Consider the following 23,616-nt stretch of genomic DNA (forward strand, 5'->3'; position numbering starts at 1 on the left):
TAGCAGGCCAAATGTCCCTTCTACGGCTTTCGGTCACCGCGGTGCGCAACCTGCACCCGGTGACCCTCTCTCCCTCCCCCCGCATCAACATCCTGTACGGCGACAACGGCAGCGGTAAAACCAGCGTGCTGGAGGCTGTGCACCTGCTCGGTCTCGCGCGCTCGTTCCGCAGCACTCGTCTGAACCCGGTCATCCAGTACGAACAACCAACCTGCACGGTATTCGGGCAAGTCGCGCTGGCAGAGGGTGGCACCAGTAACCTGGGTGTTTCGCGGGAGCGTCAGGGCGATTTCACTATTCGCATCGATGGCCAGAACGCACGCAGTGCGGCGCAACTGGCCGAGATGCTGCCGCTGCAGTTGATCAACCCGGACAGCTTCCGCTTGCTCGAAGGCGCCCCAAAAATCCGCAGGCAGTTCCTGGATTGGGGAGTGTTCCACGTGGAACCTCGCTTCATGGCCACTTGGCAGCGCCTGCAGAAGGCCCTGCGGCAGCGGAACTCATGGCTCCGGCATGGTACACTTGACGCCGTTTCGCAAGCCGCCTGGGACCGGGAGTTATGTCTGGCCAGTGCGGAAATAGATGAATACCGTCGCACCTACATCGCGGCTTTGAAGCCGGTCTTCGAGCGTACCCTGAGCGAATTGGTCGAGCTGGAAGGTTTGACCCTGAGCTACTACCGCGGCTGGGACAAGGACCGAGAACTCAGTGAAGTCCTCGCAACCTCCGTGCTCCGCGACCAACAGATGGGGCACACCCAAGCTGGCCCGCAGCGCGCAGATTTACGTCTTCGATTGGGCGCCAACAACGCCGCTGACATCCTCTCGCGAGGGCAGCAGAAGCTTGTGGTGTGTGCGCTGCGAATTGCCCAAGGGCACCTGGTGAGCCAGGTCCGCCGCGGTCAGTGTATTTATCTGGTGGATGACTTGCCGTCCGAGTTGGACGAACAGCATCGCCGTGCCCTGTGCCGCTTGCTTGAAGAATTGAACTGCCAGGTGTTCATCACCTGTGTAGACCACGAATTTCTGAGGGAAGGCTGGCAGAAGGAAACGCCAGTTGCTTTGTTCCACGTGGAACAAGGCCGTATCACCCAGACCCACGTCCATCGGGAGTGAAGGCATGAGCGAAAATCAAACGTACGACTCTTCCAGCATTAAAGTGCTGAAAGGTCTGGATGCCGTACGCAAGCGTCCCGGCATGTACATTGGCGACACCGATGACGGTAGCGGCCTGCACCACATGGTGTTCGAGGTGGTCGACAACTCCATCGACGAAGCCTTGGCCGGTCACTGCGACGACATCACCGTCATCATTCACCCGGACGAATCCATCAGCGTCCGTGACAACGGCCGTGGCATCCCGGTCGACGTGCACAAAGAAGAAGGCGTTTCGGCAGCCGAGGTCATCATGACCGTGCTGCACGCCGGCGGTAAGTTCGACGACAACTCCTACAAGGTTTCCGGCGGTCTGCACGGCGTAGGTGTTTCGGTAGTGAACGCCCTGTCCGAGAAACTGGTACTGACCGTTCGCCGTAGCGGCAAGGTCTGGGAACAGACCTACGTGCATGGCGTGCCACAGGCACCGATGGCCATCGTTGGCGAAAGTGAGCACACGGGTACTCACATTCATTTCAAACCTTCGGCCGAAACGTTCAAGAACATTCACTTCAGCTGGGACATCCTCGCCAAGCGTATCCGCGAGCTGTCGTTCCTGAACTCCGGTGTCGGCATCCTGTTGAAGGATGAGCGCAGCGGCAAGGAAGAGTTCTTCAAATACGAAGGTGGCCTGCGCGCGTTCGTTGACTACCTCAACACCAACAAGACCCCGGTTAACTCCCAGATTTTCCACTTCAGCGTGCAGCGTGAAGATGGCGTGGGTGTTGAAGTCGCGTTGCAGTGGAACGACAGCTTCAACGAAAACCTGCTGTGCTTCACCAACAACATTCCGCAGCGCGACGGTGGTACTCACCTGGTCGGCTTCCGCTCTTCGCTGACCCGTAGCCTGAACAGCTACATCGAGCAGGAAGGCCTGGCCAAGAAGAACAAGGTTGCCACCACGGGTGACGATGCCCGCGAAGGCCTGACCGCGATTATCTCGGTCAAAGTGCCGGACCCGAAGTTCAGCTCGCAGACCAAAGACAAGCTGGTTTCCTCGGAGGTGAAAACCGCCGTGGAACAGGAGATGAACAAGTACTTCTCCGACTTCCTGCTGGAAAACCCCAACGAAGCCAAAGCGGTCGTTGGCAAGATGATCGACGCTGCACGCGCCCGTGAAGCTGCGCGCAAGGCGCGTGAAATGACCCGCCGTAAAGGCGCGCTGGACATCGCCGGCTTGCCAGGCAAGTTGGCCGACTGCCAGGAGAAGGACCCTGCCCTTTCCGAACTGTACCTGGTGGAGGGTGACTCCGCAGGTGGTTCGGCCAAGCAAGGCCGTAACCGTCGAACCCAGGCAATCCTGCCGTTGAAGGGCAAGATCCTTAACGTCGAGAAAGCCCGTTTCGACAAGATGATTTCTTCGCAGGAAGTCGGCACGCTGATCACCGCCCTTGGCTGTGGCATTGGCCGTGACGAGTACAACATCGAGAAGCTGCGCTACCACAACATCATCATCATGACCGATGCTGACGTCGATGGTTCGCACATCCGTACCCTGCTGCTGACCTTCTTCTTCCGTCAGTTGCCGGAGCTGGTCGAGCGCGGCTACATCTACATCGCCCAGCCACCACTGTACAAAGTGAAGAAGGGCAAGCAGGAGCAGTACATCAAGGACGACGAGGCCATGGAGGAATACATGACCCAGTCGGCCCTCGAGGATGCCAGCCTGCACCTCGACGAATCGGCTCCACCGGTTTCGGGTGTACAGCTTGAAGCCCTGGTGAACGAATTCCGTTCGGTCACCAAGACCCTCAAGCGCCTTTCGCGCCTGTACGCTGAAGAGCTGACCGAGCACTTCATCTACCTGCCGGAAGTCACCCTGGATCAGTTGGGCGACCATGAGGTCATGAAGGCTTGGTTGGCCAGGCTTCAAGAGCGCCTGAACGGTTGCCAGAAGTCCGGCTTGAGCTATTCGACCAGCCTGCGCGAAGACAAAGAGCGCAACGTCTGGCTGCCGGAAGTCGAAGTGACCTCCCACGGCATGGCCAGCTACGTCACCTTCAACCGGGATTTCTTCGGCAGTAACGACTACCGTACTGTGGTTGCCTTGGGTTCCAGGTTGGCGACCTTGCTGGGTGAAGGTGCCTACGTGCAGCGCGGCGAACGTCGCAAGGCCGTGACCGAGTTCAAAGAGGCCTTGGCCTGGCTGATGAACGAGAGCACCAAGCGTCACAGCATCCAGCGATACAAAGGGCTGGGTGAGATGAACCCGGACCAGCTGTGGGAAACCACCATGGACCCGGCTGTACGCCGCATGCTCAAAGTCACCATCGAAGACGCCATTGGTGCGGACCAACTGTTCAACACCCTGATGGGTGATGCGGTCGAGCCACGCCGTGACTTCATCGAGAGCAACGCATTGTCGGTTTCCAACCTGGACTTCTGATTACCCGGGTAGAACCTGCTGTATGAGAAAGCCCGCGTATGCGGGCTTTCTTGTTTTCGCTGTAGTGAACGCCAGCGCTGCCCCCGCAGCCCATCGCGGCGAAAGGCCGCTCCGACAGCGGCCCTGTCGTGCTCGGTATCAATGTTCCACGTGGAACATCGCTATTGGTAAACGATGCAATGTCATACTGGCTGACGAAAAGCTTGCTGCTATAAAGATGGGCCCAGCAGACCTGGAGAGTGCGATGATCATCGGTAACAACCTGCACATCGAAGCACTGTACGACGAAGCAACCTCGACCCTCAGCTACCTGGTAATGGACGCCGCGACTCGAGAGTGCGCATTGATTGATAGCGTGCTGGACTACGATCCGAAATCCGGGCGGACCTCCAGTGCGTCCGCTGATCGCTTGATCGCGCTTGTGGAACACTTAGGCGCCAAGGTGCAATGGATCCTCGAGACCCATGTCCACGCCGACCATCTCTCGGCAGCGGCCTACCTCAAGGGAAAGCTCGGCGGGCATATTGGTATTGGTGCGCAGATTACCCAGGTGCAGAAAACCTTCGGCACGCTGTTCAACGCCGATCCAGGGTTCTCCCGCGACGGCAGTCAGTTCGATGTGCTGTTCGTCGATGAGGAGGGTTTCCGAATCGGAAACCTCCATGCCCGTGCTTTGCACACCCCCGGCCACACCCCGGCATGCATGAGCTACCTGGTGGAAGACGCCGGCGAGAAAGCGCTGTTTGTTGGCGACACGTTGTTCTCGCCCGACTACGGCACGGCGCGCTGTGACTTCCCCGGCGCCAGCGCGCGAACGTTGTACCGTTCGATCAGGCGCCTGTTGGCATTCCCGGACCAGACCCGGGTTTTTCTCTGCCACGACTATTTGCCCGGTGGGCGTGAGCTGCAATACCACACCACAGTCGCGGAGCAACGCGCCAGCAATGTCCATATTCACCAAGGCATCAGCGAGGACAGCTTTGTGGCCATGCGCGAAGCGCGTGACGCCACCCTCGATATGCCGGTGCTGATCTTGCCTTCGGTGCAGATCAACATGCGCAGCGGGCAGTTTCCCGAGCCTGAAGAAAACGGCGTGAGCTACCTCAAGATCCCTTTGAACACGCTGTAAAGGATGCCTGGACCATGCGCCCTCCCCTCCAGCCTGAGGTTCGGCAGTGATTGAAACGCAACTGCTCGGCGCTGCGCTGGGCGCGATCATCGGTGCGGTTCTGGCGCTGACGGGAGCCGGTGGCGGCATACTGGCAGTGCCACTGCTGGTATTCGGGTTGGGCCTGAGCATGGTCGAGGCGGCGCCGGTTGGCTTGCTGGCCGTGGGTATGGCCGCTGCTGTCGGCGCCGGGCTCGGGTTGCGCCAGGGGTTGGTGCGCTATCGGGCAGCACTGTTTATTGCGGTGATCGGTATTGCCTGTACACCGTTGGGGTTGATACTCGCCCATAAGCTGCCCAACACCCCGCTGGCCATTGGTTTCGCTGCGGTGCTGGTGTACGCCTGCCTGCGCATCTGGCGCAAAGCCGCACGCGAATTGCGCGGCCAGCCGCCGTGCGGTGACCGGCACCTGATGCCCTGCGTACTCAACCCGTTGCAGGGCCGCTTGCGTTGGACCCTGCCCTGCGCCCGGGCGCTGGCGTTTACCGGCATGCTCTCGGGGGTGCTCTCCGGGCTGCTGGGCGTTGGCGGAGGCTTCGTGATTATTCCCGCGCTCAGCCGCTACACCAACCTGGACATGAAAAGCATCGTCGCGACGTCGCTGGCGGTGATCGCCTTGGTCGCGACCGGTAGCGTGATCAGTGCAAGTGTTGCCGGGGTGATGCACTGGCAGGTCGGTGCGCCGTTCGCTGCAGGTGCAGTGCTGGGCCTGCTGTCGGCGCGCCCGCTGGCCAGCAAGTTGGCCGGGCCGCGCTTGCAGCAGCTGTTTGCGGTGGTAGGGATGGGTGCTGCGCTGCTGCTGGCAGCCAAGACGCTACTCGGCTAACAGCTCGCCCTGTTCGGCTGCACACACCGCCAGCAGGTAGTCCCACACCACGCGCAGCCGCACCGACTTGTGCAACTCGCGGCGGGTGCAAATCCAGTAGCTGCGCTGGATGGTTTCGCTGGGCAGCACGCGTATGAGCTTCGGGTCGTTCCTGGCCATGTAGTTGGGCAGCACGGCAATACCTAGCCCGGCTTGCGCCGCCTTTTGCTGGGCGATCACGCTGGTGCTGCGAAATACCACGTTGGGTGCCCGACAGAAGCTGTTGAGCAACAGCAGCTCCTGGCTGAACAGCAGGTCATCGACATAGCCAATCCAGTTGTGCCGCGCCAGGTCTTCGCGGCTGTTGAGGGGCGGTGCGCGGTCCAGGTAGGCCTGGCTTGCATACAGCGCCAGCCGGTAGTCGGTGAGTTTGCGGGTAATCAGCAGGTCCGCGTTGGGGCGTTCGAGGTGGATGCTGATCTCGGCCTCGCGGTTGAGAATGCTCACAAACCGCGGCACCGCCACCAACTCCACCTCAAGCCCAGGGTAGCGCTCGAACAGCGCGTTCATGCGCGGAGTGAAGAACATGATGCCGATCCCCTCGGTCACCCCTAGGCGAATCTTGCCCAGCGGCGTGATGGCCTGGGTGATTTCTTCCTGTGCCAGCAGCGCGGCGTTCTCCATGGCTTCGGCATGCTTGAGCAGTGCCTGGCCCGACGGCGTCAGTTCATAACCCTGTGCATGTTGCACGAACAGCGCGGTGCCGAGGCTTTGCTCGATGCTTTCTATATGCCGGGCTACGGTGCTGTGGGTGGTGTTCAGGCGTTTGGCGGCAGTGAGCAGCCGGCCGCTGCGCTGCAACTCGAGGAAAAACCGCAGATCATTCCAGTCAAACATTCGGCGTCCTTGGATGTGCAGGCAGGTCTCGGTTGCGAGGCTACCGCCCTTCTGGGCTGTTTGCGTTGTGCTAAAACGCACAACGGCTGCGCAAAATCTCGTGTTTCCTCCGCGAAATTAATCAATAAGATGGACCGGGACAAGAATAATAATCAGGCGCGAGGTTGCACATGCCATCAGCCGATTCTGTGTACGACTACGTGGTCGTAGGCGCCGGGCCCGCCGGTTGCCTGTTGGCCAACCGTTTGTCTGCGGACCCATCCTGCCGTGTCCTGCTGCTTGAAGCCGGTGGGCGCGACAACTACCCCTGGATTCACGTCCCCGTTGGTTACCTGTATTGCATTGGTAACCCACGCACCGACTGGTGCTTCAAGACCGAGCCGCAAGCCGGCCTCAGTGGCCGTGCCCTCGGTTACCCGCGCGGCAAGGTGCTTGGCGGCTGTTCGTCGATCAACGGCATGATCTACATGCGCGGCCAAGCGGCTGACTACGACCGTTGGGCTGAGCAAGGCAACGACGGGTGGGGGTGGAAGGATGTGCTGCCGCTGTTCAAGGCCAGCGAAAACCACTTTGCCGGTGCCAGCGACAGCCATGGCAGCGAAGGTGAATGGCGGGTCGAACAACAACGCTACAGCTGGCCGATTCTCGATGCTTTCCGTGATGCTGCCGAACAAAGCGGCATCGCCAAGATCGACGACTTCAATACCGGTGACAACGCAGGCTGTGGATACTTTCAGGTCAACCAACGCAGTGGAGTGCGTTGGAACTCGGCCAAAGCGTTCTTGCGGCCTATTCTGAAACGCCCCAATCTCACAGTGTTGACCGGTGTGCAGGTCGATCAGGTACTACTCGACAACACCCGCGCACGTGCAGTGAAGGCTTTGTGGCAAGGCGCCTGGCACGAGTTCGACGCGCGCCGCGAAATCATCCTGTGTGCTGGCGCCCTGGGTTCGCCCGGTATTCTGCAACGCTCAGGCATCGGCCCACGGGCGCTGCTTGAGAACCTTGGCATTGGCGTTCGCCATGACATGCCTGGGGTGGGCGGCAACCTGCAAGACCACCTGCAGCTACGGCTTATCTACCAGATCCAGAACACCCGCACGCTGAACCAGATGGCTAACAGTTTGTGGGGCAAACTGGGCATGGGCCTGCGCTACGCTTACGACCGCACTGGCCCGCTGGCCATGGCACCGAGCCAGTTGGGCGCGTTCGTGCGTTCCGGCCCCGAACAGGCCTCGGCCAACTTGCAGTACCACGTGCAACCGCTGTCGCTTGAGCGCTTCGGCGAACCCCTGCACCGCTTCCCGGCATTCACCGCGTCGGTGTGCAACTTGCGCCCGGCGAGCCGTGGGCGCATCGACATCCGGTCAGCTGACATGAACGCCGCGCCGCTGATCGACCCCAACTACTTGAGCGACCCGGCTGACCTGAAGGTTGCAGCCGACGCTATCCGCATCACCCGGCGTATCGTTCAGGCCCCTGCCCTGTCAGCGTTCGAGCCACGCGAATACTTGCCCGGTTCTGCGCTGCAAACCGAAGAGGAACTGCACCAGGCCGCCGCGCAGATTGGCACCACCATCTTCCACCCGGTGGGCACCTGCCGCATGGGCGGTGGCGCGCTGGATGTTGTGGATAACCAGCTGCGCGTGCACGGTATCCCCGGGCTGCGGGTGGCTGACGCTTCGATCATGCCGCAGATTGTTTCCGGCAATACCTGTTCACCCACATTGATGATCGCCGAGAAGGCGGCGCAATTGATCCTCAAGGGAGCGCATACCCAGACCCAGCTGAGCGACACCAGCGCGATACCGACGCCCTGACCCGGGTGTGTGCAACACCGATGGCCTGAGGTCAAAGGCCGTCGACAGTGGAACAACAAGAATAATCACTGTGGCCTGCGGGCCGAGGACAGCAACGATGTCGGACTACATCCAAGAGCAAGGCGCTGCTGCCAGCAGCGTAAGCCGCCGTGAAGAACGCAAGATCATCTTCGCGTCATCCCTCGGGACAGTGTTCGAGTGGTATGACTTTTTTCTCTATGGCGCACTGGCCGCGGTCATCAGCAAGCAGTTCTTTGCTGGCGTCAACGACACCACCGCCTTCATCTTCGCCTTGATGGCCTTTGCTGCCGGCTTCCTGGTGCGCCCGTTCGGCGCATTGGTATTCGGCCGTTTGGGCGACATGATCGGGCGCAAGTACACCTTCCTGGTCACCATTGTGCTGATGGGCCTGTCGACCTTCGCGGTCGGGTTGCTGCCTACCTACGCCACCATCGGCATCGCCGCACCGATCATTCTGGTCGTGCTGCGCATGCTTCAAGGCCTGGCGCTGGGGGGGGAGTACGGCGGCGCGGCAACGTATGTTGCCGAGCATGCCCCGCATGGCAAGCGCGGCTTCTACACCGGGTTCATCCAGTCCACCGCAACGCTCGGCTTGCTGCTGTCGCTGGTCGTGGTGTTGGCAAGTCGGTATATCAGCGGTGATCAGTTCGAGACCTGGGGCTGGCGCCTGCCGTTCCTGCTGTCGATCTTCCTGCTGGCGATCTCGACCTGGATCCGCATGAGCATGCACGAGTCGCCGGCCTTCGTGAAAATGAAAGCCCAAGGCAAGGTGAGCAAGGCGCCGATCCGTGAGTCGTTCACCTCGTGGCCAAACCTCAAGGTGGTGCTGACGGCGCTGTTCAGTATCAACGCAGGCCAAGCGGTGACCTTCTACACCGCGCAGTTCTACGTGCTGTTCTTCATGACACAGATGCTCAAGGTCGACCCGGCCCAGGCGAATACCCTGCTGATTATCAGCGTGGTGATTGGCGCGCCGTTCTTCGTGTTCTTTGGTTGGCTGTCGGACCGGGTCGGGCGTAAACCGATCCTGATGATTGGCCTGCTGCTGGCCACGGTGTGCTACTTCCCGATGTTCAAGGCCCTGAGCCACTACGCCAACCCACAGATCGACGCGGCCAGCCGCCAGGCACCGATTGTGGTCAACGCCAACCCACAAGGCTGCACCTTCCAGTTCGACCCGGTGGGCAAGGCGCGCTTCGACAGCCCGTGCGACAAGGTCAAGACGTTCCTGGTCAAGCAAGGCCTGCCGTATAGCTCGGTCGCGGTTGCCGGTAACGATGTCAGCGTGAGCATCGGTGACAAGACCATCAACGGTTTTGACGAAGCAGCCATGCGCAGCGCCATCGAGGCTGCGGGCTACCCGGCCAAGGCGGACCCAGCGCAGGTAAATCAGGTGATGGTGGTGGTGCTGATTGTCGCCATGATCCTGATCGCCACCATGACTTACGGGCCACTGGCCGCGGTGATGGTCGAATTGTTCCCCACACGCATCCGCTATACCTCGATGTCCCTGCCCTACCACATCGGCAACGGCTGGTTTGGCGGCTTCCTGCCGACGGTCTCCTTCGCGCTGGTGGTGTACACAGGGGATATCTTCTACGGGCTGTGGTACCCGATCTTGATCACCGGGGTGAGCCTGGTGGTGGGGATCTTCTGCCTTAAAGAAACCAAGGATGTGGATATCGACAAGGTATAAATGCAGCGCACAAAAAAACCGGCTTAAAAGCCGGTTTTTTTATCGCGCAAAAAAACTTATGCACGATTTTCCGAAAATTTACGATTTGAGAAATAACGTTTTATTTCAATCACTTAGGTAGCAATTCAGGCATTTAATCCAAAAATTGCTAACACCTTATCCACAGGTCGTCAGGCGATGTTCTGCTCGGCGTTTTCAGGCACTGGCGGCAACGCGCCCATGGCCCGCTGGGTGGCTTCGTTCCAGGCCTGGGCGCGCTCGTTCAGAGCCGCAATTGCGCGGGGCCCGGTGCCTTCGGCATACATCGGTTCGCCGATCACGATCTCGATGGTGCCCGGGCGCTTGCCCCACCCTTCACGTGGCCAGAACTTGCCGGCGTTGTGGGCGATGGGCAGCACGGGCAAACCGGCATTTACCGCAAGCGCAGTACCGCCGCGGGAGAACTTGCCGATCTGGCCGTAAGGCACACGGGTGCCCTCAGGGAAAATCAGTACCCAGGTGCCCTGCTTGAGCAGTTCGTCACCTTGGCTTGCGACCTGGCGCAGGGCTTCTTTCGGGTTGTTGCGGTCGATGGCGATCGGCCGCAGCATGGCCATCGCCCAGCCGAAGAACGGCATGTACAGCAGTTCGCGCTTGAGCACCTGGCTCAGGGGCGAGAAATACGCCGACAGGAAGAACGTCTCCCAGGTGCTCTGGTGATTGGACAGAATCACGCAGGGCTGTTCTGGCACGTTCTCGGCGCCGGTCACGGTGTAGCGGATGCCCAGGATGGTGCGCGCCAGAAACAACGCACAACGGCACCAGTACACGTTAATGAACCGATAGCGCTTGGGGAACGGCAAAAACGGCGCGATGAAAAAGCTCAGCGAGCACCAGAGCATCGAGCTGGTACCCAACAGCAGGTAAAAAAGAAAGATTCTGATCGCCTGCAGGATCGACATAGTGGCATTTACCGTTGCGGGGCATCGCCCGCCTGATGAAAGGTACGCCGCACCGGCGCACCGCTTTAAATGAGTGCTCTGGCAACAGCCGCCAGATCGTCGAAAACCAGCGTGTTTTCAGGCACGCCGTTTTCGAGGGTTTTCTCGCCCTTGCCGGTTTTCACCAACACCGGCTGTGCATCGACGGCCAGCGCCGCCTGCAGGTCACCTTTGCTGTCACCGACGAACCACACGCCGGCCAATGGCACCTGGTAATGCTCGGCAATCGCCAGCAGCATGCCCGGCTTGGGCTTGCGGCAAGCGCAGCCTTCGTCGGGCCCATGCGGGCAATACACAATATGACCCACTTCACCGCCGTGGCCAGCCACCAGCTCGCGCAGACGCGCATGCATGGCATCGAGGGTGGCCAGTGGATAATAGCCACGGGCAATGCCGGACTGGTTGGTGGCAACTGCCACCGTCCAGCCGGCTTTGCTCAACTGCGCAATCGCTTCGACCGAGCCGGGAATGGGCAGCCATTCTTCCAGCGTCTTGATGTAGGCGTCGGAGTCGAAGTTGATCACCCCGTCCCGATCGAGAATCAGCAGTTTCAAGGCTTACCCCAGCAGCGAAATGTCGGCAACGCCCAGGAACAGACCGCGCAGGCGGCTGAGCAGGGCATAACGGTTGGCACGCACCTTGGCATCTTCGGCGTTCACCAGCACCGCCTCGAAGAAGGCATCGACCGGGTCACGCAGGGCCGCCAGGCGGGTCAGCGCCTCGTTGTACTGGCGCGCAGCAGCCATCGGCTGCACGGCGTGGTCGGCTTGCTGGATGGCCGAGTACAGCGAGAACTCGTTGGCATTGTCGAAGTACTTCGGCTCGACCTGCTCGGCGATAGCGCCTTCGGCCTTGCTCAGCAGGTTCGATACACGCTTGTTCGCAGCGGCCAGGGTGTCGGCTTCTGGCAGCTTGCGGAACGCCTGCACCGCTTGCACGCGCTGGTCGAAGTCCAGGGCAGAACCCGGCTTCAGGGCACGTACCGACAGGTAGGTGGCGACATCGATACCTTCGTCTTCGTAACGCGCACGCAGGCGGTCGAAGATGAACTCCAGTACCTGCTCGGCAAGGCCGGCAGCCTTGACCTTGGCGCCAAACTGCTTGACCGCGAACTCAACGGCCACGGCCAGGTCGAGGTCGAGCTGCTTGTCGATGAGGATGCGCAGTACACCGAGGGCTGCACGGCGCAGGGCGTACGGGTCTTTGCTGCCGGTAGGCAGCATGCCGATGCCGAAGATGCCAACCAAGGTGTCGAGCTTGTCGGCAATGGCTACGGCAGCACCGGTGAGGGTCTGCGGCAGCTCGGCGCCAGCACCACGCGGCATGTACTGCTCGTTCAGCGCCAGTGCGACGTCTTCCTGCTCGCCATCGTTGAGGGCGTAGTAGTAGCCGGCCACGCCCTGCATTTCTGGGAACTCGCCGACCATTTCGGTGGCCAGGTCGCACTTGGACAGCAGGCCTGCACGCCCGGCGTTGGTGGCGTTGCCACCGATGTACGGGGCAATGAAGGCGGCCAGGCGCGAGATACGCTCGGCTTTCTCGTAGACCGTACCCAGCTGGGCCTGGAACACCACGTTCTTCAGGCGCTCGTTGAAGGTTGCCAGAGGCTGCTTCTTGTCCTGCTTGAAGAAGAACTCGGCGTCGGTCAGGCGTGGGCGCACGACTTTTTCGTTACCTTGCACGATCTGCTGTGGGTCACGGCTTTCGACGTTGGCCACGGTAATGAAGCGCGGCAGCAGCTTGCCTTCGCTGTCCAGCAGGCAGAAGTACTTCTGGTTGTCCTGCATGGTGGTAATCAGGGCTTCTTGCGGCACCTCGAGGAAACGCTCCTCGAAGGAGCACACCAGCGGCACCGGCCACTCGACCAGCGCGGTGACTTCGTCCAGCAGTGCCGGCGGCACGATGGCGCTGCCTTCCTGCTGCATGGCCAGCTCTGCGGTACGCTTGCTGATCAGCTCGCGACGCTCGGCGAAGTCGGCCAGCACGTAGGCTTTGCGCAGGTCTTCGACATAGTTGGCCGGCGCGCTGATGCGCACGTTTTCCGGGTGGTGGAAGCGGTGGCCACGGGATTCACGGCCGGCTTTCTGCGACAGGATGGTGCAATCGACGACGTGATCGCCAAGCAGCATTACCAGCCACTGGGTTGGGCGCACGAACTCTTCACGGCTGGCGGCCCAGCGCATGCGCTTGGGGATCGGCAGGTCGTTGAGCGAATCTTCGACGATGGTCGGCAGCAAGCTGCTGGTGGCCTTGCCTGGAATGTGCTGCGAGAAACGCAGTTTCGGGCCGCTCTGGTCGATATCGGCCAGCTCTACCCCGCACTTTTTGGCAAAGCCAAGGGCGGCCTGGGTTGGCTGCCCTTCGGCGTTGAACGCCGCTTGCAGGGGCGGGCCGTCGATGTTGATGCTGCGGTCCGGCTGTTGCACGTCGAGCTGGCGGATCAGCACAGCCAGGCGGCGTGGTGCGGCGTAGACCTGCTTGCCGGTGTAGTTCAGGCCAGCGGCCTGCAGGCCTTTTTCGATGCCGGCGAGGAACGCATCGCCGAGGGTTGCCAGGGCCTTGGGTGGCAGCTCTTCGGTGCCCAGTTCAACCAGGAAATCTTGAGCACTCATTGTGCAGCCTCCAGCTTAGCCAACACTTCGTCACGCAGTTCAGGGGTGGCCATCGGGAAGCCCATGCGTGCGCGGGCTTGCAGATAGCTTTGCGCCACGTCACGGGCCAGGGTGCGTACGCGCAGGATGTAGCGCTGGCGCTCGGTCACCGAGATGGCGCGGCGGGCATCGAGCAGGTTGAAGGTGTGCGACGCCTTCAGCACCATTTCGTAGGTCGGCAGCGGCAGGTCGAGCTTGATCAGGCGGTTGGCTTCGCTTTCATAGAAGTCGAACAGTTCGAACAGCTTCTCGACGTTGGCGTGCTCGAAGTTGTAGGTCGACTGCTCCACTTCGTTCTGGTGGAACACATCGCCATAGGTGACCTTGCCGAACGGGCCGTCGGCCCACACCAGGTCGTACACCGAATCGACACCCTGGATGTACATGGCCAGGCGTTCCAGGCCATAGGTAATTTCACCGGTAACCGGGTAGCACTCGATGCCGCCCACTTGCTGGAAGTAGGTGAACTGCGTCACCTCCATGCCGTTGAGCCAGATTTCCCAGCCCAGACCCCAGGCGCCGAGGGTCGGCGATTCCCAGTTGTCTTCGACGAAGCGGATATCGTGAACCAGCGGATCCAGGCCGATGGCTTTCAGCGAGCCGAGGTACAGCTCCTGGAAGTTGGCCGGGTTCGGTTTGAGCACTACCTGGAACTGGTAGTAGTGCTGCAGGCGGTTAGGGTTTTCGCCATACCGCCCGTCGGCGGGGCGACGGCTTGGCTGCACATAGGCGGCGTTCCAGGTTTCTGGGCCGACGGCGCGCAGGAATGTCGCGGTATGGAAAGTGCCGGCGCCTACTTCCATATCGTAGGGCTGAAGCACCACACAACCTTGAGCTGCCCAGTAGTTCTGCAGGGCGAGGATCAGGTCTTGGAAGGTACGCACGGCTGGCGTAGGCTGGCTCACGAAATTCACCTGTATCTGGGGATGCGGATGTAAAGAGCGGGAGTATAACCCGATTCGCTTCGCCCTCTACTCATTGGAGCCTTATGCCACGCTGCTTTTGGTGTTCCGACGACCCGTTGTACCAGGCCTACCACGATCAGGAGTGGGGAACGCCGCAGCGTGACCCGGCGTTGCTCTTCGAGATGCTTTTGCTCGAAGGGTTCCAGGCGGGCCTTTCGTGGATCACCGTCCTGCGCAAGCGCGAGCGTTATCGCCAGGTGCTGGACGGCTTCGACCCGGCCAAGTTGGCGCAGCTCAGTGATGAACGCATCGAAGCATTGATGCTCGACGCCGGCATCATCCGTAACCGCCTGAAACTCAAGGCCGTGCGGCGCAATGCGCAGGCGTGGCTGGCTGTGGATAACCCGTCCGAATGGCTGTGGTCGTTCGTGGGCGGCGTGCCCAAGGTCAACCACTTCACTGGCCGCAGCGACGTGCCGGCGGTCACCGACGAGGCCAAGGCGATGAGCAAGGCCTTGCAGAAAGCCGGCTTCACCTTCGTTGGGCCGACCATCTGCTACGCCTTCATGCAGGCGACCGGGATGGTCATGGACCACACCACCGACTGTGATCGCTACGCCGCGCTGGCGCGTTGACGCGGTACAATGCGCGCCTTGCTGAAATAAGGAATTGCCTGTGGAAAAGTTCAAGGGCGCCCTGATGGTCGGGGTGCTGCGTCTGTTTGCCAAGCTGCCCTGGGGCGCGGTGCAGCGCGTCGGCGCCGGTATCGGCTGGCTGATGTGGAAAATCCCCAACGGTTCGCGCAACGTGGTGCGTATCAACCTGGCCAAGTGCTTCCCCGAAATGAACCCGGCCGAGCGTGAGCGCCTGGTTGGCAAGGCGCTGCGTGACATCGGCAAGTCGTTCGTCGAAAGCGCTTGTGCCTGGATCTGGCCGCCGCAGCGCTCGCTGGAGTTGGTCAAGGAGGTGCACGGCCTGGAAGTGCTGGAGCAGGCGCTGGCCTCGGGCAAGGGCGTGGTCGGCATTACCAGCCATCTGGGCAACTGGGAGGTGCTCAACCACTTCTATTGCAGCCAGTGCAAACCGATCATCTTCTTCCGCCCGCCCAAGCTCAAGGCGGTGGATGACCTGCTGCGCGAGCAGCGGGTGCAGATGGGCAACCGTGTGGCGCCGTCGACCAAGGAAGGCATCCTCAGCATCATCAAGGAAGTGCGCCGTGGTGGCCAGGTAGGTATTCCGGCCGACCCGGAGCCTGCGGAGTCGGCGGGTGTGTTCGTGCCGTTTCTCGGCACCCAGGCGCTGACCAGCAAGTTTGTGCCGAACATGCTGGCCGGTGGCAAGGCGGTGGGGGTGTTCCTGCATGCCCTGCGCCTGCCGGATGGGTCGGGGTTCCGGGTCATTCTGGAGGCAGCGCCCGAGGCGATGTACAGCCTTGACGTCACCGAATCGGCGGCGGCGATGAGCAAGGTGGTCGAGCGTTATGTGCGCGAGTACCCGAGCCAGTACATGTGGAGCATGAAGCGCTTCAAGAAGCGCCCGGCGGGCGAGGCGCGCTGGTACTGAGAGTGTGGGGGCGCTGTGCGCCCCTTTCGCGACACAAGGCCGCTCCTACGGATGACCTGTAGGAGCGGCCTTGTGTCGCGAAAGGGCTGCAAGGCAGCCCCGGCCATCTCAAACCTTATCGAGCTTCTTCAAGAATACCGTCATCTCTTTCTCGGCCTGCTTGTCGCCATGGGCCTGCGCCGCTGCAAGCCCTTCCTGCCAGGCCTTGCGCGCCGCCGCCAGGTCGCCCTGCAACTGATGCGCCTTGCCCAGCAGCTTCCAGGCCGCCGAGTACTTCGGGTCCTGCGCGACGCACTGCGCCAGGTGCAGCGCCGCCTGTGCGCCATCGCCCTCGTCCAGCCAGGCCTTGCCCAGGCCGAAGCGCAGCAGCGGGTTATCCACACCCTTGGCCAGCATCTTTTCCAGCGACTCGCGCATGCGGTCTTCTCCTAGAAGAAACTCAAGCCGACGTGGAACAGCTTCTCCACATCGCGAATATGCTTTTTATCCACAACGAATAGAATCACATGGTCCCCCGATTCGATCACCGTGGCGTCGTGGGCGATCATCACCTGGTCTTCGCGGATGATCGCGCCGATGGTGGTGCCCGGCGGCAGGTCGATGTTCTCGATGGCCTTGCCGATCACCTTGCTCGACTTCGAATCACCATGGGCAACCGCCTCGATGGCCTCGGCGGCTCCCCTGCGCAGGGAGTGCACGCTGACGATATCGCCACGGCGCACGTGCGCCAGCAGCGTGCCGATGGTGGCCAGCTGCGGGCTGATGGCGATGTCGATTTCGCCGCCCTGCACCAGGTCGACGTAGGCCGGGTTGTTGATGATGGTCATCACCTTGCGCGCGCCCAGGCGCTTGGCCAGCAACGACGACATGATGTTGGCTTCGTCATCGTTGGTCAGGGCCAGGAAGATATCGGCATCGGCGATGTTCTCTTCGAGCATCAGGTCCTTGTCCGAAGCGCTGCCCTGCAATACCACGGTGCTTTCCAGGGTGTCGGACAGCTGCCGGCAGCGGGCCGGGTTCATCTCGATGATCTTCACCTGGTAGCGGCTTTCGATGGCCTCGGCCAGGCGCTCGCCAATCTGCCCGCCACCGGCGATCACCACCCGCTTGTTGGTTTCGTCGATGCGCCGCAGCTCGCCCATGACCGCACGGATGTCCTTCTTGGCAGCAATGAAGAACACCTCGTCATCGGCCTCGATCACCGTGTCGCCTTGCGGCTTGATCGGCCGGTCGCGGCGGAAGATCGCCGCCACGCGGGTGTCGACGTTGGGCATGTGGGCGCGGATCTGGCGCAGTTGCTGGCCCACCAGCGGGCCGCCGTAGTACGCCTTGACTGCCACCAGTTGCGCCTTGCCCTCGGCGAAGTCGATGACCTGCAGCGCGCCTGGGTGCTCGATCAGGCGCTTGATGTAGTTGGTCACCACCTGTTCCGGGCTGATCAGCACATCGACCGGGATGTGGTCGTTGTCGAACAGCTCCTCGCGGGTGAGGTAGGCCGTTTCGCGCACGCGGGCGATCTTGGTCGGGGTGTGGAACAGCGAATACGCCACCTGGCAGGCAACCATGTTGGTTTCGTCGCTGTTGGTCACCGCCACCAGCATGTCGGCGTCGTCGGCGCCAGCCTGGCGCAGCACCGTCGGCAGCGAGCCACGGCCCTGCACGGTGCGGATGTCGAGGCGGTCGCCCAGGTCGCGCAGGCGGTCGCCATCGGTATCCACCACGGTAATGTCGTTGGCTTCGCTGGCCAGGTGTTCGGCCAGCGTGCCGCCCACCTGCCCTGCGCCGAGGATGATGATCTTCATCGGCTACTCCCTACCCGCGCGAGGCGGCGATCTTGATCAGCTTGGCATAGTAGAAACCGTCGTGGCCGCCTTCCTGGGCCAGCAACTGCCGGCCGTGGGGCTGGCGCAGGCCGGCTTCGGTGGCCAGGTCCAGCTCGCGGGCACCGGGGGTGCGGGCGAGGAAGGCGGCGATCACCTCGGTGTTCTCGGTGGGCAGGCTCGAGCAGGTGGCGTACAGCAGGATGCCGCCTACTTCAAGCGTCGGCCACAACGCGTCGAGCAGCTCGCCTTGCAGCGCGGCCAGGGCCGGGATGTCGTCGGCCTGGCGGGTCAGCTTGATGTCGGGGTGGCGGCGGATGACGCCGGTGGCCGAGCACGGGGCGTCCAGCAGAATGCGCTGGAACTGTTTGCCGTCCCACCAGCTGGCCGTGTCGCGAGCGTCGCAGGCGATCAGCTCGGCGTCCAGTTGCAGGCGCTCGAGGTTTTCGCGCACGCGGGTCAGGCGCTTGGCTTCGAGGTCGATGGCGACCATCTGCGCCAGGCCCGCTTCGGCTTCGAGCAGGTGGCAGGTCTTGCCGCCGGGTGCACAGCAGGCGTCGAGCACGCGCTGGCCGGGGGCCAGTTCGAGCAGGTCGGCAGACAACTGCGCGGCTTCGTCCTGCACGCTCACCCAGCCTTCGGCAAAGCCCGGCAGGCCGCGAACGTCGCAGGCTTCGGCCAGCACGATGCCGTCACGGCTGTACTGGCAGGCGCTGGCGCCGATGCCGGCTTCGGCCAGCAGCGCCAGGTACGTATCGCGGCTGTGGTGGCGGCGGTTGACCCGCAGGATCATCGGCGGGTGCGCGTTGTTGGCGGCGCAGATGGCTTCCCACTGCTCAGGCCAGAACGCCTTGAGCGACTTTTGCAGCCAGCGCGGGTGAGCGGTGCGCACCACCGGATCGCGCTCCATGCTGGCCAGCAGCTCCTGGCCTTCGCGCTGGGCGCGGCGCAGCACGGCATTGAGCAACGCCTTGGCCCACGGCTTTTTCAGCTTGTCGGCGCAGCCCACGGTTTCGCCGATGGCGGCGTGGGCCGGAATACGGGTGTAGAACAGCTGGTACAAACCCACCAGCAGCAGCGCCTGCACATCGGCGTCGGCGGCTTTGAAAGGCTTCTGCAGCAGTTGCGCGGCCAACAGGTCCAGGCGCGGCTGCCAGCGGGCGGTGCCGAAGGCCAAGTCCTGGGTCAGGCCACGGTCGCGTTCATCGACTTTGTCCAACTGCGCCGGCAGCGAGCTGTTCAGCGAAGCCTTGCCGCTGAGGACAGCTGCCAGGGCGCGGGCGGCGGCGAGGCGCGGGTTCATTGGCCAAGTACCTTGCCGCTGGCGAACTTCTCGCGGCGGCTGTTGAACAGGTCACTGAAGTTCAGCGCCTTGCCGCCGGGCAATTGCAGGCGGGTCAGGCTGAGCGCCTGGTCACCACAGGCCACCACCAGGCCGTCTTTGCTGGCGCTGAGGATTTCGCCCGGTGCGCCGTGGCCGCTGGCCAGGCTTGCGGCCAGCACTTTGACGCTCTCGCCATCCAATGTGCTGTGGCACACCGGCCACGGGTTGAAGGCGCGGATCAGGCGCTCAAGCTCGATGGCCGGGCGGCTCCAGTCGATGCGCGCCTCGTCCTTGTTCAGCTTGTGTGCATAAGTGGCCAGGGCGTCGTCCTGCACTTCGCCGTGCAGGCTGCCGTCGGCCAGGCCCGCGATGGCTTGCACCACCGCTGGCGGGCCCATTTGCGCGAGGCGGTCATGCAAGCTGCCACCGGTGTCATCGCTGGTGATTGGGGTGACCACCTTGAGCAGCATGGGGCCTGTGTCCAGGCCGGCTTCCATGCGCATCACGGTAACGCCGCTCTCGGCATCGCCGGCTTCGACGGCGCGCTGGATCGGCGCAGCACCGCGCCAGCGTGGCAGCAGCGAGGCGTGGCTATTGATGCAGCCCAGGCGCGGGATATCCAGCACCGCCTGCGGCAGGATCAAACCATAGGCGACCACTACCATCAGGTCCGGCTGCAGTGCCGCGAGTTCGGCCTGGGCCTCGGCATTGCGCAGGGTTGGCGGCTGCAGCACCGGGATGCCGTGGGCCACGGCCAGTGCCTTGACCGCACTCGGCATGAGCTTCTGGCCACGCCCTGCTGGGCGGTCGGGCTGGGTGTAGACGGCCACGATCTGGTAGGGGCTGTCGAGCAAGGCCTTGAGGTGTTCGGCGGCAAACTCTGGGGTGCCTGCAAAGACGATGCGCATGGAGTTCTCGCTGCAAAAAAGAAAAAGGCTTGCCGGAGCAAGCCTTCAGGGCGGTGGGGGTCAGGCTTGCTGGCGGTGCTGCTTTTCCAGCTTCTTCTTGATCCGGTCGCGTTTGAGTTGGGACAGGTAGTCGACGAACAGCTTGCCGTTCAGGTGATCGAACTCGTGCTGCACGCACACCGCCAACAGGCCTTCGGCTTCGAGCTCGAAAGGCTTGCCGTCGCGGTCCTGGGCCTTGACCCGAACGCGCAGTGGGCGGTCGACGTTCTCGTAGAAGCCGGGCACCGACAGGCAACCTTCCTGGTACTGCCCCATGTCGTCGGTCAGCTCTTCGACGCTGGGGTTGATGAACACCCGCGGCTCGCTGCGATCTTCGCTGAGGTCCATGACCACTACCTGCAGGTGCACGTTGACCTGGGTCGCGGCCAGGCCGATGCCAGGCGCTTCGTACATGGTCTCGAACATGTCGTCGATCAGCTGGCGCAGGGCGTCGTCAAAAACCGTCACCGGTTTGGCAAGGGTGCGCAGGCGCGGGTCCGGGAATTCGAGAATGTTCAAAATAGCCATAGGGTCAGGCAGTCACTGTGCGGTCGGTTGAAAAGTCGGGTGGGAACCGGCCATTACTGGCCAGCTCCCCCCTAAGAACCGTACGTGCGCCTTTCAGCGCATACGGCTCAAGCCTTCACCAAGCTTCCAATGGAAGCCGGTTTGCTCACGTGCAGACCACGCGTGTGGAGCTGGTTGTGACAATTAGGATGCAAGAGTACCCGATTGGCCAAAGCGTCACCACCGTCTACGGCCCGGTGGATGATGTGGTGGTCGTGCCACCCTGTTTCCTTGGTGATCGGTTGTTTGCAAAGCAGGCACAGGCCGTTCTGGCTGGCGAATAAATTTCCGATTTGTTTCCGGTACTTCAGCTTATTCAGCATCCGGTCCATCCGGAGTTTCTCGCCCATGGCCTCCATGGCTGGATCGTAGGGGTTATATTCCCCACTCACCTTTCTGTGCCGCTCGATCGGAGTACTCGCAAGCGAGTACAACTCGAACTCCCGTTTCGTCCCATTTTCCTCCAATACTGTGGTCGCGAACACCCATTTCCTGTCCCCTGAGGCCCGAAAATACTTCTTCCTGACCCAGTCGAGGGACTTGTTTGGGTGCCGCCTCTTTGCCCATCGCCAGAGTTTGATAAACACTCTGTTGTCCATACGGCTGTACGCTTGTTTGGCAACTACTGGCTGGTGGTACAGAGCCCACCCTCTCAGCATCGGGTTTAGCATTCGGATCAAGTCGCCCTGCCTCACCGTCTTGTGAGAGTCGATCACCTCTCGAACCTTGCTATAGAACGCCTTAACGTTCTTCTTGCTCGGCTTGATCAGTAACGTTCCGTCGTATTTCCGGAAACTCCATCCAAGGAAGTCGAAGCCTTCGTCGATGTGAGCAACACGCGTTTTCTTGAGTGACAACCGCAGCCCTCGCGTCGCGAGGAACTGTTCTACCCAAGGTTTTACTTCGTTCTCAAGCACCTCCGAGGAGGTGCCAGTAATCACGAAGTCATCTGCGTATCGCACCACATTCACCTTCAGTTTCTTCGCCCTTGCCACTCCTAGGTATTGCTTGAGGAGTGTTTCCAGACCATCCAGTGCCAGATTTGCCAACACCGGGGAGATAATTCCCCCTTGTGGCGTGCCTGCGTCCGTTGCGTGCAACTGCCCCTTGTGGATGACTCCAGCCTTTAACCACTGCTGAAGCATCCGGGTATCCGTAGGGGCATTCCTTAGCAGCCATTCGTGGTTGATGTTGTCGAAGAACCCTTCGATGTCTGCGTCCAAAACCCAACAGGCGGAAGCCTGTTTGGAAAGACACAGGAAGAGCTGAGCCATCGCATCCGCCGTACAACGTTCGATCCTGAAGCCGTAGCTATTAGGATCGCCATGGGTTTCGGCGATGGGAGACAGGGCCAGCATGTACAGCGCTTGCATAGCCCTATCCGTCATGGTCGGTATGCCCAATGGGCGTTCCCGTCCATCCGACTTCGGGATGTAGACTCGCCGTAGTGGCCGAGCCCGGTAACCCCGCGTCTTCAACTGACCAACCGCGTTCCATTTCGCGATGGGTGTGTCCCAGAGTTGCCTATCGACTCCCGCCGTACGGCTTCCCTGATTTTCCGTGACTCTCCGTACAGCCAAGTATCTGGCCGACTTCGAGCGAGTAAGCATTCGTTGCAGGGATTTAACCCTGCGCCATTTGCCTTCCCGACAAGCCTTCGCAATTCGCACCTGCATTTCCCGGACATTCCGTTGAACCCGACGCCAATCGACGTCGTGCCATTGTTGCGGAGTGCCGGAAAGCGCAGGCTCACCTTGCTGGCTGAGCTCTTTCATGCTGCTTTCCTCTCAAAGTGATACCACCCGAGCGGAAGGCGCACGTACCCCTGAGGGGCGTATGCACCCCGTCAGGGTTGGAAGATCAAGGGCCAATGAAGCCAGCCCTGAAGTTGATGAGACGGTCTCAGTCAGAGTCATTGCGGCAGAAGACCACGCAGAAGTCTGCCCGGTTTCCCGTGGGGTGATGTTCCAACCCCTATCCAAGCCATTACAACCTGGCGTTCGCTTTCTCTGCGATCCCATACCCGCACCGCCAACAGTGTTCCTTACGGTTCACCTGCCCAAAGGGCAGCGATACGGGCTTACCACGTTCCCTGTCTGTCACACGACTGGGTTAGGACCTACCTTTTTCACCGGTGATCTCGGAAGACGACGTATCCCCAGCTCAGACGGGAATAACCGATCACGTACCTTTTGGTTCAAGCCTGTCAGCAGCTTTGGCTTGGCTATGTTTACGGTGTTTATCAGTAGTTCACATATGTTGCCCATACCAGTCAGCCTAGCGCCTTAACCCGGCACTGCTCCGAGTCTCTGCACACCTCCTCGCGGAGAGAATGCACCCGAGATGGGGGCTACATTGTCAGACGGGCTTCACACACCACCGTTGCCAGTAGTGCATGCCGTCGTAGGCTACCGTTGGTCGTACAACGAGTCCGCTACTGCTCCATGTGGGCGGCAGTTGGACAATGACAGACAGAGCTTCCGCTCATGTCTCCTGAGGAAAATCCGAGCCAAGACGGTAATGACCGTTGGTCGGTTACTTGTTACCTCCTGCAATTAAAAGGAGCAGGAGGAGACCCCTGCGGGGATCTACACTCCCGCGTGGGTTAAGTCTAAGAGGCTCTCCAAAACCGGGAGTACCGGTTCTGCGGTCGTGCTACCGAGAGCTGAACGACCTTGGGGTTTGCCATCCGCCGCAGCGGTAAGTCCTTGAAGGCAGTGGACTTCTGGGTTGGTTTTGTTTCTTGGGGATGGATACCCAAGTATTCGATTTCCTTGCAGAAATCCCATCAAGCTGACCATACAGCTTGGTGGAGGAGACACGCTACGCGTGTCGCACCTGAGCACACATAATAAAGGGAAAAGGTTGGCAAGGCACCTGCGAAAGCTCGGCTAGGGTGTGAATGGTGCGCT

19 protein-coding genes are annotated in these 23,616 nt (G+C 61.3%); 8 read left to right on the forward strand and 11 right to left on the reverse strand.

Annotation, left to right across the window (positions count from 1 at the left end; all coding sequences use genetic code 11):
• The first annotated feature begins 11 nt into the window (after positions 1 to 11).
• The 4 genes from recF (at position 12) to HU719_RS12175 (ending at position 5,534) form a co-directional block, all read left to right on the forward strand.
• Positions 12 to 1,115: a DNA replication/repair protein RecF gene (gene recF, locus HU719_RS12160; protein WP_186517606.1), complete on the forward strand. Its 1,104-nt coding sequence runs from the start codon at positions 12 to 14 to the stop codon at positions 1,113 to 1,115.
• 4 nt (positions 1,116 to 1,119) lie between these two features.
• A complete protein-coding gene (gene gyrB, locus HU719_RS12165) occupies positions 1,120 to 3,540 on the forward strand; it encodes a DNA topoisomerase (ATP-hydrolyzing) subunit B (protein WP_186517608.1) in 2,421 nt (806 codons plus the stop codon).
• 244 nt (positions 3,541 to 3,784) lie between these two features.
• Positions 3,785 to 4,669 carry an MBL fold metallo-hydrolase gene (locus tag HU719_RS12170; protein ID WP_186534847.1) on the forward strand — a complete coding sequence of 295 codons (885 nt, stop codon included), beginning with the start codon at positions 3,785 to 3,787 and terminating at the stop codon, positions 4,667 to 4,669.
• Between the two features lie 46 nt (positions 4,670 to 4,715).
• Entirely contained in the window at positions 4,716 to 5,534 is an 819-nt protein-coding gene (locus HU719_RS12175) for a TSUP family transporter (RefSeq protein ID WP_186517619.1), read from the forward strand.
• Here HU719_RS12175 and HU719_RS12180 read toward each other — a convergent pair.
• The gene (locus HU719_RS12180; protein WP_186517621.1) at positions 5,523 to 6,410 is read right to left on the reverse strand and encodes a LysR family transcriptional regulator; all 888 of its coding nucleotides are present in this window, start codon (positions 6,408 to 6,410) and stop codon (positions 5,523 to 5,525) included. The genes HU719_RS12175 and HU719_RS12180 overlap by 12 nt on opposite strands.
• A gap of 170 nt (positions 6,411 to 6,580) precedes the next feature.
• On the opposite strand from HU719_RS12180, the gene HU719_RS12185 reads away from it, so the two are divergent.
• Both HU719_RS12185 and HU719_RS12190 read left to right on the forward strand, forming a co-directional pair.
• The gene (locus HU719_RS12185) at positions 6,581 to 8,230 is read left to right on the forward strand and encodes a GMC family oxidoreductase (RefSeq protein ID WP_186534846.1); all 1,650 of its coding nucleotides are present in this window, start codon (positions 6,581 to 6,583) and stop codon (positions 8,228 to 8,230) included.
• Positions 8,231 to 8,327: 97 nt separating this feature from the next.
• On the forward strand, positions 8,328 to 9,947 hold the full coding sequence (locus HU719_RS12190; protein ID WP_186517625.1) for an MFS transporter: 1,620 nt from the start codon (positions 8,328 to 8,330) through the stop codon (positions 9,945 to 9,947).
• Between the two features lie 170 nt (positions 9,948 to 10,117).
• Here HU719_RS12190 and HU719_RS12195 read toward each other — a convergent pair whose 3' ends face one another.
• The 4 genes from HU719_RS12195 to glyQ all read right to left on the reverse strand — a co-directional run bounded on the left by HU719_RS12195 (position 10,118) and on the right by glyQ (position 14,483).
• The gene (locus HU719_RS12195; RefSeq protein ID WP_186517627.1) at positions 10,118 to 10,888 is read right to left on the reverse strand and encodes a lysophospholipid acyltransferase family protein; all 771 of its coding nucleotides are present in this window, start codon (positions 10,886 to 10,888) and stop codon (positions 10,118 to 10,120) included.
• Positions 10,889 to 10,953: 65 nt separating this feature from the next.
• Complete coding sequence (gmhB, locus tag HU719_RS12200; protein ID WP_186534845.1) at positions 10,954 to 11,481, reverse strand: D-glycero-beta-D-manno-heptose 1,7-bisphosphate 7-phosphatase; 528 nt, start codon at positions 11,479 to 11,481, stop codon at positions 10,954 to 10,956.
• A gap of 3 nt (positions 11,482 to 11,484) precedes the next feature.
• Positions 11,485 to 13,539, reverse strand: a complete 2,055-nt coding sequence (gene glyS, locus HU719_RS12205; RefSeq protein WP_186534844.1) for a glycine--tRNA ligase subunit beta — start codon at positions 13,537 to 13,539, stop codon at positions 11,485 to 11,487.
• Positions 13,536 to 14,483, reverse strand: a complete 948-nt coding sequence (gene glyQ, locus HU719_RS12210) for a glycine--tRNA ligase subunit alpha (RefSeq protein ID WP_043198565.1) — start codon at positions 14,481 to 14,483, stop codon at positions 13,536 to 13,538. The genes glyS and glyQ overlap by 4 nt, the downstream gene beginning before the upstream one ends.
• Before the next feature lie 83 nt (positions 14,484 to 14,566).
• On the opposite strand from glyQ, the gene HU719_RS12215 reads away from it, so the two are divergent.
• A complete protein-coding gene (locus HU719_RS12215) occupies positions 14,567 to 15,118 on the forward strand; it encodes a DNA-3-methyladenine glycosylase I (protein WP_186517633.1) in 552 nt (183 codons plus the stop codon).
• A 40-nt stretch (positions 15,119 to 15,158) separates the two neighbouring features.
• Positions 15,159 to 16,046 carry a lysophospholipid acyltransferase gene (locus HU719_RS12220; RefSeq protein ID WP_186517635.1) on the forward strand — a complete coding sequence of 296 codons (888 nt, stop codon included), beginning with the start codon at positions 15,159 to 15,161 and terminating at the stop codon, positions 16,044 to 16,046.
• Positions 16,047 to 16,154: 108 nt separating this feature from the next.
• Here HU719_RS12220 and HU719_RS12225 read toward each other — a convergent pair whose 3' ends face one another.
• The 6 genes from HU719_RS12225 to ltrA form a co-directional block, all read right to left on the reverse strand.
• Positions 16,155 to 16,463 carry a tetratricopeptide repeat protein gene (locus HU719_RS12225; RefSeq protein ID WP_186534843.1) on the reverse strand — a complete coding sequence of 103 codons (309 nt, stop codon included), beginning with the start codon at positions 16,461 to 16,463 and terminating at the stop codon, positions 16,155 to 16,157.
• A gap of 11 nt (positions 16,464 to 16,474) precedes the next feature.
• Positions 16,475 to 17,848, reverse strand: coding sequence for a Trk system potassium transporter TrkA (gene trkA / locus HU719_RS12230; RefSeq protein WP_186517639.1), 1,374 nt, complete (start codon positions 17,846 to 17,848; stop codon positions 16,475 to 16,477).
• A gap of 10 nt (positions 17,849 to 17,858) precedes the next feature.
• Positions 17,859 to 19,169 carry a 16S rRNA (cytosine(967)-C(5))-methyltransferase RsmB gene (rsmB, locus tag HU719_RS12235; RefSeq protein ID WP_186534842.1) on the reverse strand — a complete coding sequence of 437 codons (1,311 nt, stop codon included), beginning with the start codon at positions 19,167 to 19,169 and terminating at the stop codon, positions 17,859 to 17,861.
• Positions 19,166 to 20,098, reverse strand: a complete 933-nt coding sequence (gene fmt / locus HU719_RS12240) for a methionyl-tRNA formyltransferase (protein ID WP_186517643.1) — start codon at positions 20,096 to 20,098, stop codon at positions 19,166 to 19,168. Before fmt ends, rsmB begins: the two co-directional genes overlap by 4 nt.
• Positions 20,099 to 20,158: 60 nt before the next feature.
• Positions 20,159 to 20,665, reverse strand: a complete 507-nt coding sequence (gene def, locus HU719_RS12245; protein ID WP_186517645.1) for a peptide deformylase — start codon at positions 20,663 to 20,665, stop codon at positions 20,159 to 20,161.
• Between the two features lie 107 nt (positions 20,666 to 20,772).
• On the reverse strand, positions 20,773 to 22,479 hold the full coding sequence (gene ltrA, locus HU719_RS12250; RefSeq protein ID WP_186534841.1) for a group II intron reverse transcriptase/maturase: 1,707 nt from the start codon (positions 22,477 to 22,479) through the stop codon (positions 20,773 to 20,775).
• Between the last annotated feature and the right edge of the window lie 1,137 nt (positions 22,480 to 23,616).

Source organism: Pseudomonas farsensis (genome assembly GCF_014268805.2).
In the GTDB taxonomy this organism is placed as follows: domain Bacteria; phylum Pseudomonadota; class Gammaproteobacteria; order Pseudomonadales; family Pseudomonadaceae; genus Aquipseudomonas; species Aquipseudomonas farsensis.

Coding starts and splice junctions, on each gene's coding strand:
- recF (WP_186517606.1), top strand. CDS start 12: ATGTCCCTTCTACGGCTTTCGGTCACCGCGGTGCGCAACCTGCACCCG.
- gyrB (WP_186517608.1), top strand. CDS start 1,120: ATGAGCGAAAATCAAACGTACGACTCTTCCAGCATTAAAGTGCTGAAA.
- HU719_RS12170 (WP_186534847.1), top strand. CDS start 3,785: ATGATCATCGGTAACAACCTGCACATCGAAGCACTGTACGACGAAGCA.
- HU719_RS12180 (WP_186517621.1), bottom strand. CDS start 6,410: ATGTTTGACTGGAATGATCTGCGGTTTTTCCTCGAGTTGCAGCGCAGC.
- HU719_RS12185 (WP_186534846.1), top strand. CDS start 6,581: ATGCCATCAGCCGATTCTGTGTACGACTACGTGGTCGTAGGCGCCGGG.
- HU719_RS12190 (WP_186517625.1), top strand. CDS start 8,328: ATGTCGGACTACATCCAAGAGCAAGGCGCTGCTGCCAGCAGCGTAAGC.
- HU719_RS12195 (WP_186517627.1), bottom strand. CDS start 10,888: ATGTCGATCCTGCAGGCGATCAGAATCTTTCTTTTTTACCTGCTGTTG.
- glyS (WP_186534844.1), bottom strand. CDS start 13,539: ATGAGTGCTCAAGATTTCCTGGTTGAACTGGGCACCGAAGAGCTGCCA.
- HU719_RS12215 (WP_186517633.1), top strand. CDS start 14,567: ATGCCACGCTGCTTTTGGTGTTCCGACGACCCGTTGTACCAGGCCTAC.
- HU719_RS12225 (WP_186534843.1), bottom strand. CDS start 16,463: ATGCGCGAGTCGCTGGAAAAGATGCTGGCCAAGGGTGTGGATAACCCG.
- trkA (WP_186517639.1), bottom strand. CDS start 17,848: ATGAAGATCATCATCCTCGGCGCAGGGCAGGTGGGCGGCACGCTGGCC.
- rsmB (WP_186534842.1), bottom strand. CDS start 19,169: ATGAACCCGCGCCTCGCCGCCGCCCGCGCCCTGGCAGCTGTCCTCAGC.
- fmt (WP_186517643.1), bottom strand. CDS start 20,098: ATGCGCATCGTCTTTGCAGGCACCCCAGAGTTTGCCGCCGAACACCTC.
- def (WP_186517645.1), bottom strand. CDS start 20,665: ATGGCTATTTTGAACATTCTCGAATTCCCGGACCCGCGCCTGCGCACC.
- ltrA (WP_186534841.1), bottom strand. CDS start 22,479: ATGAAAGAGCTCAGCCAGCAAGGTGAGCCTGCGCTTTCCGGCACTCCG.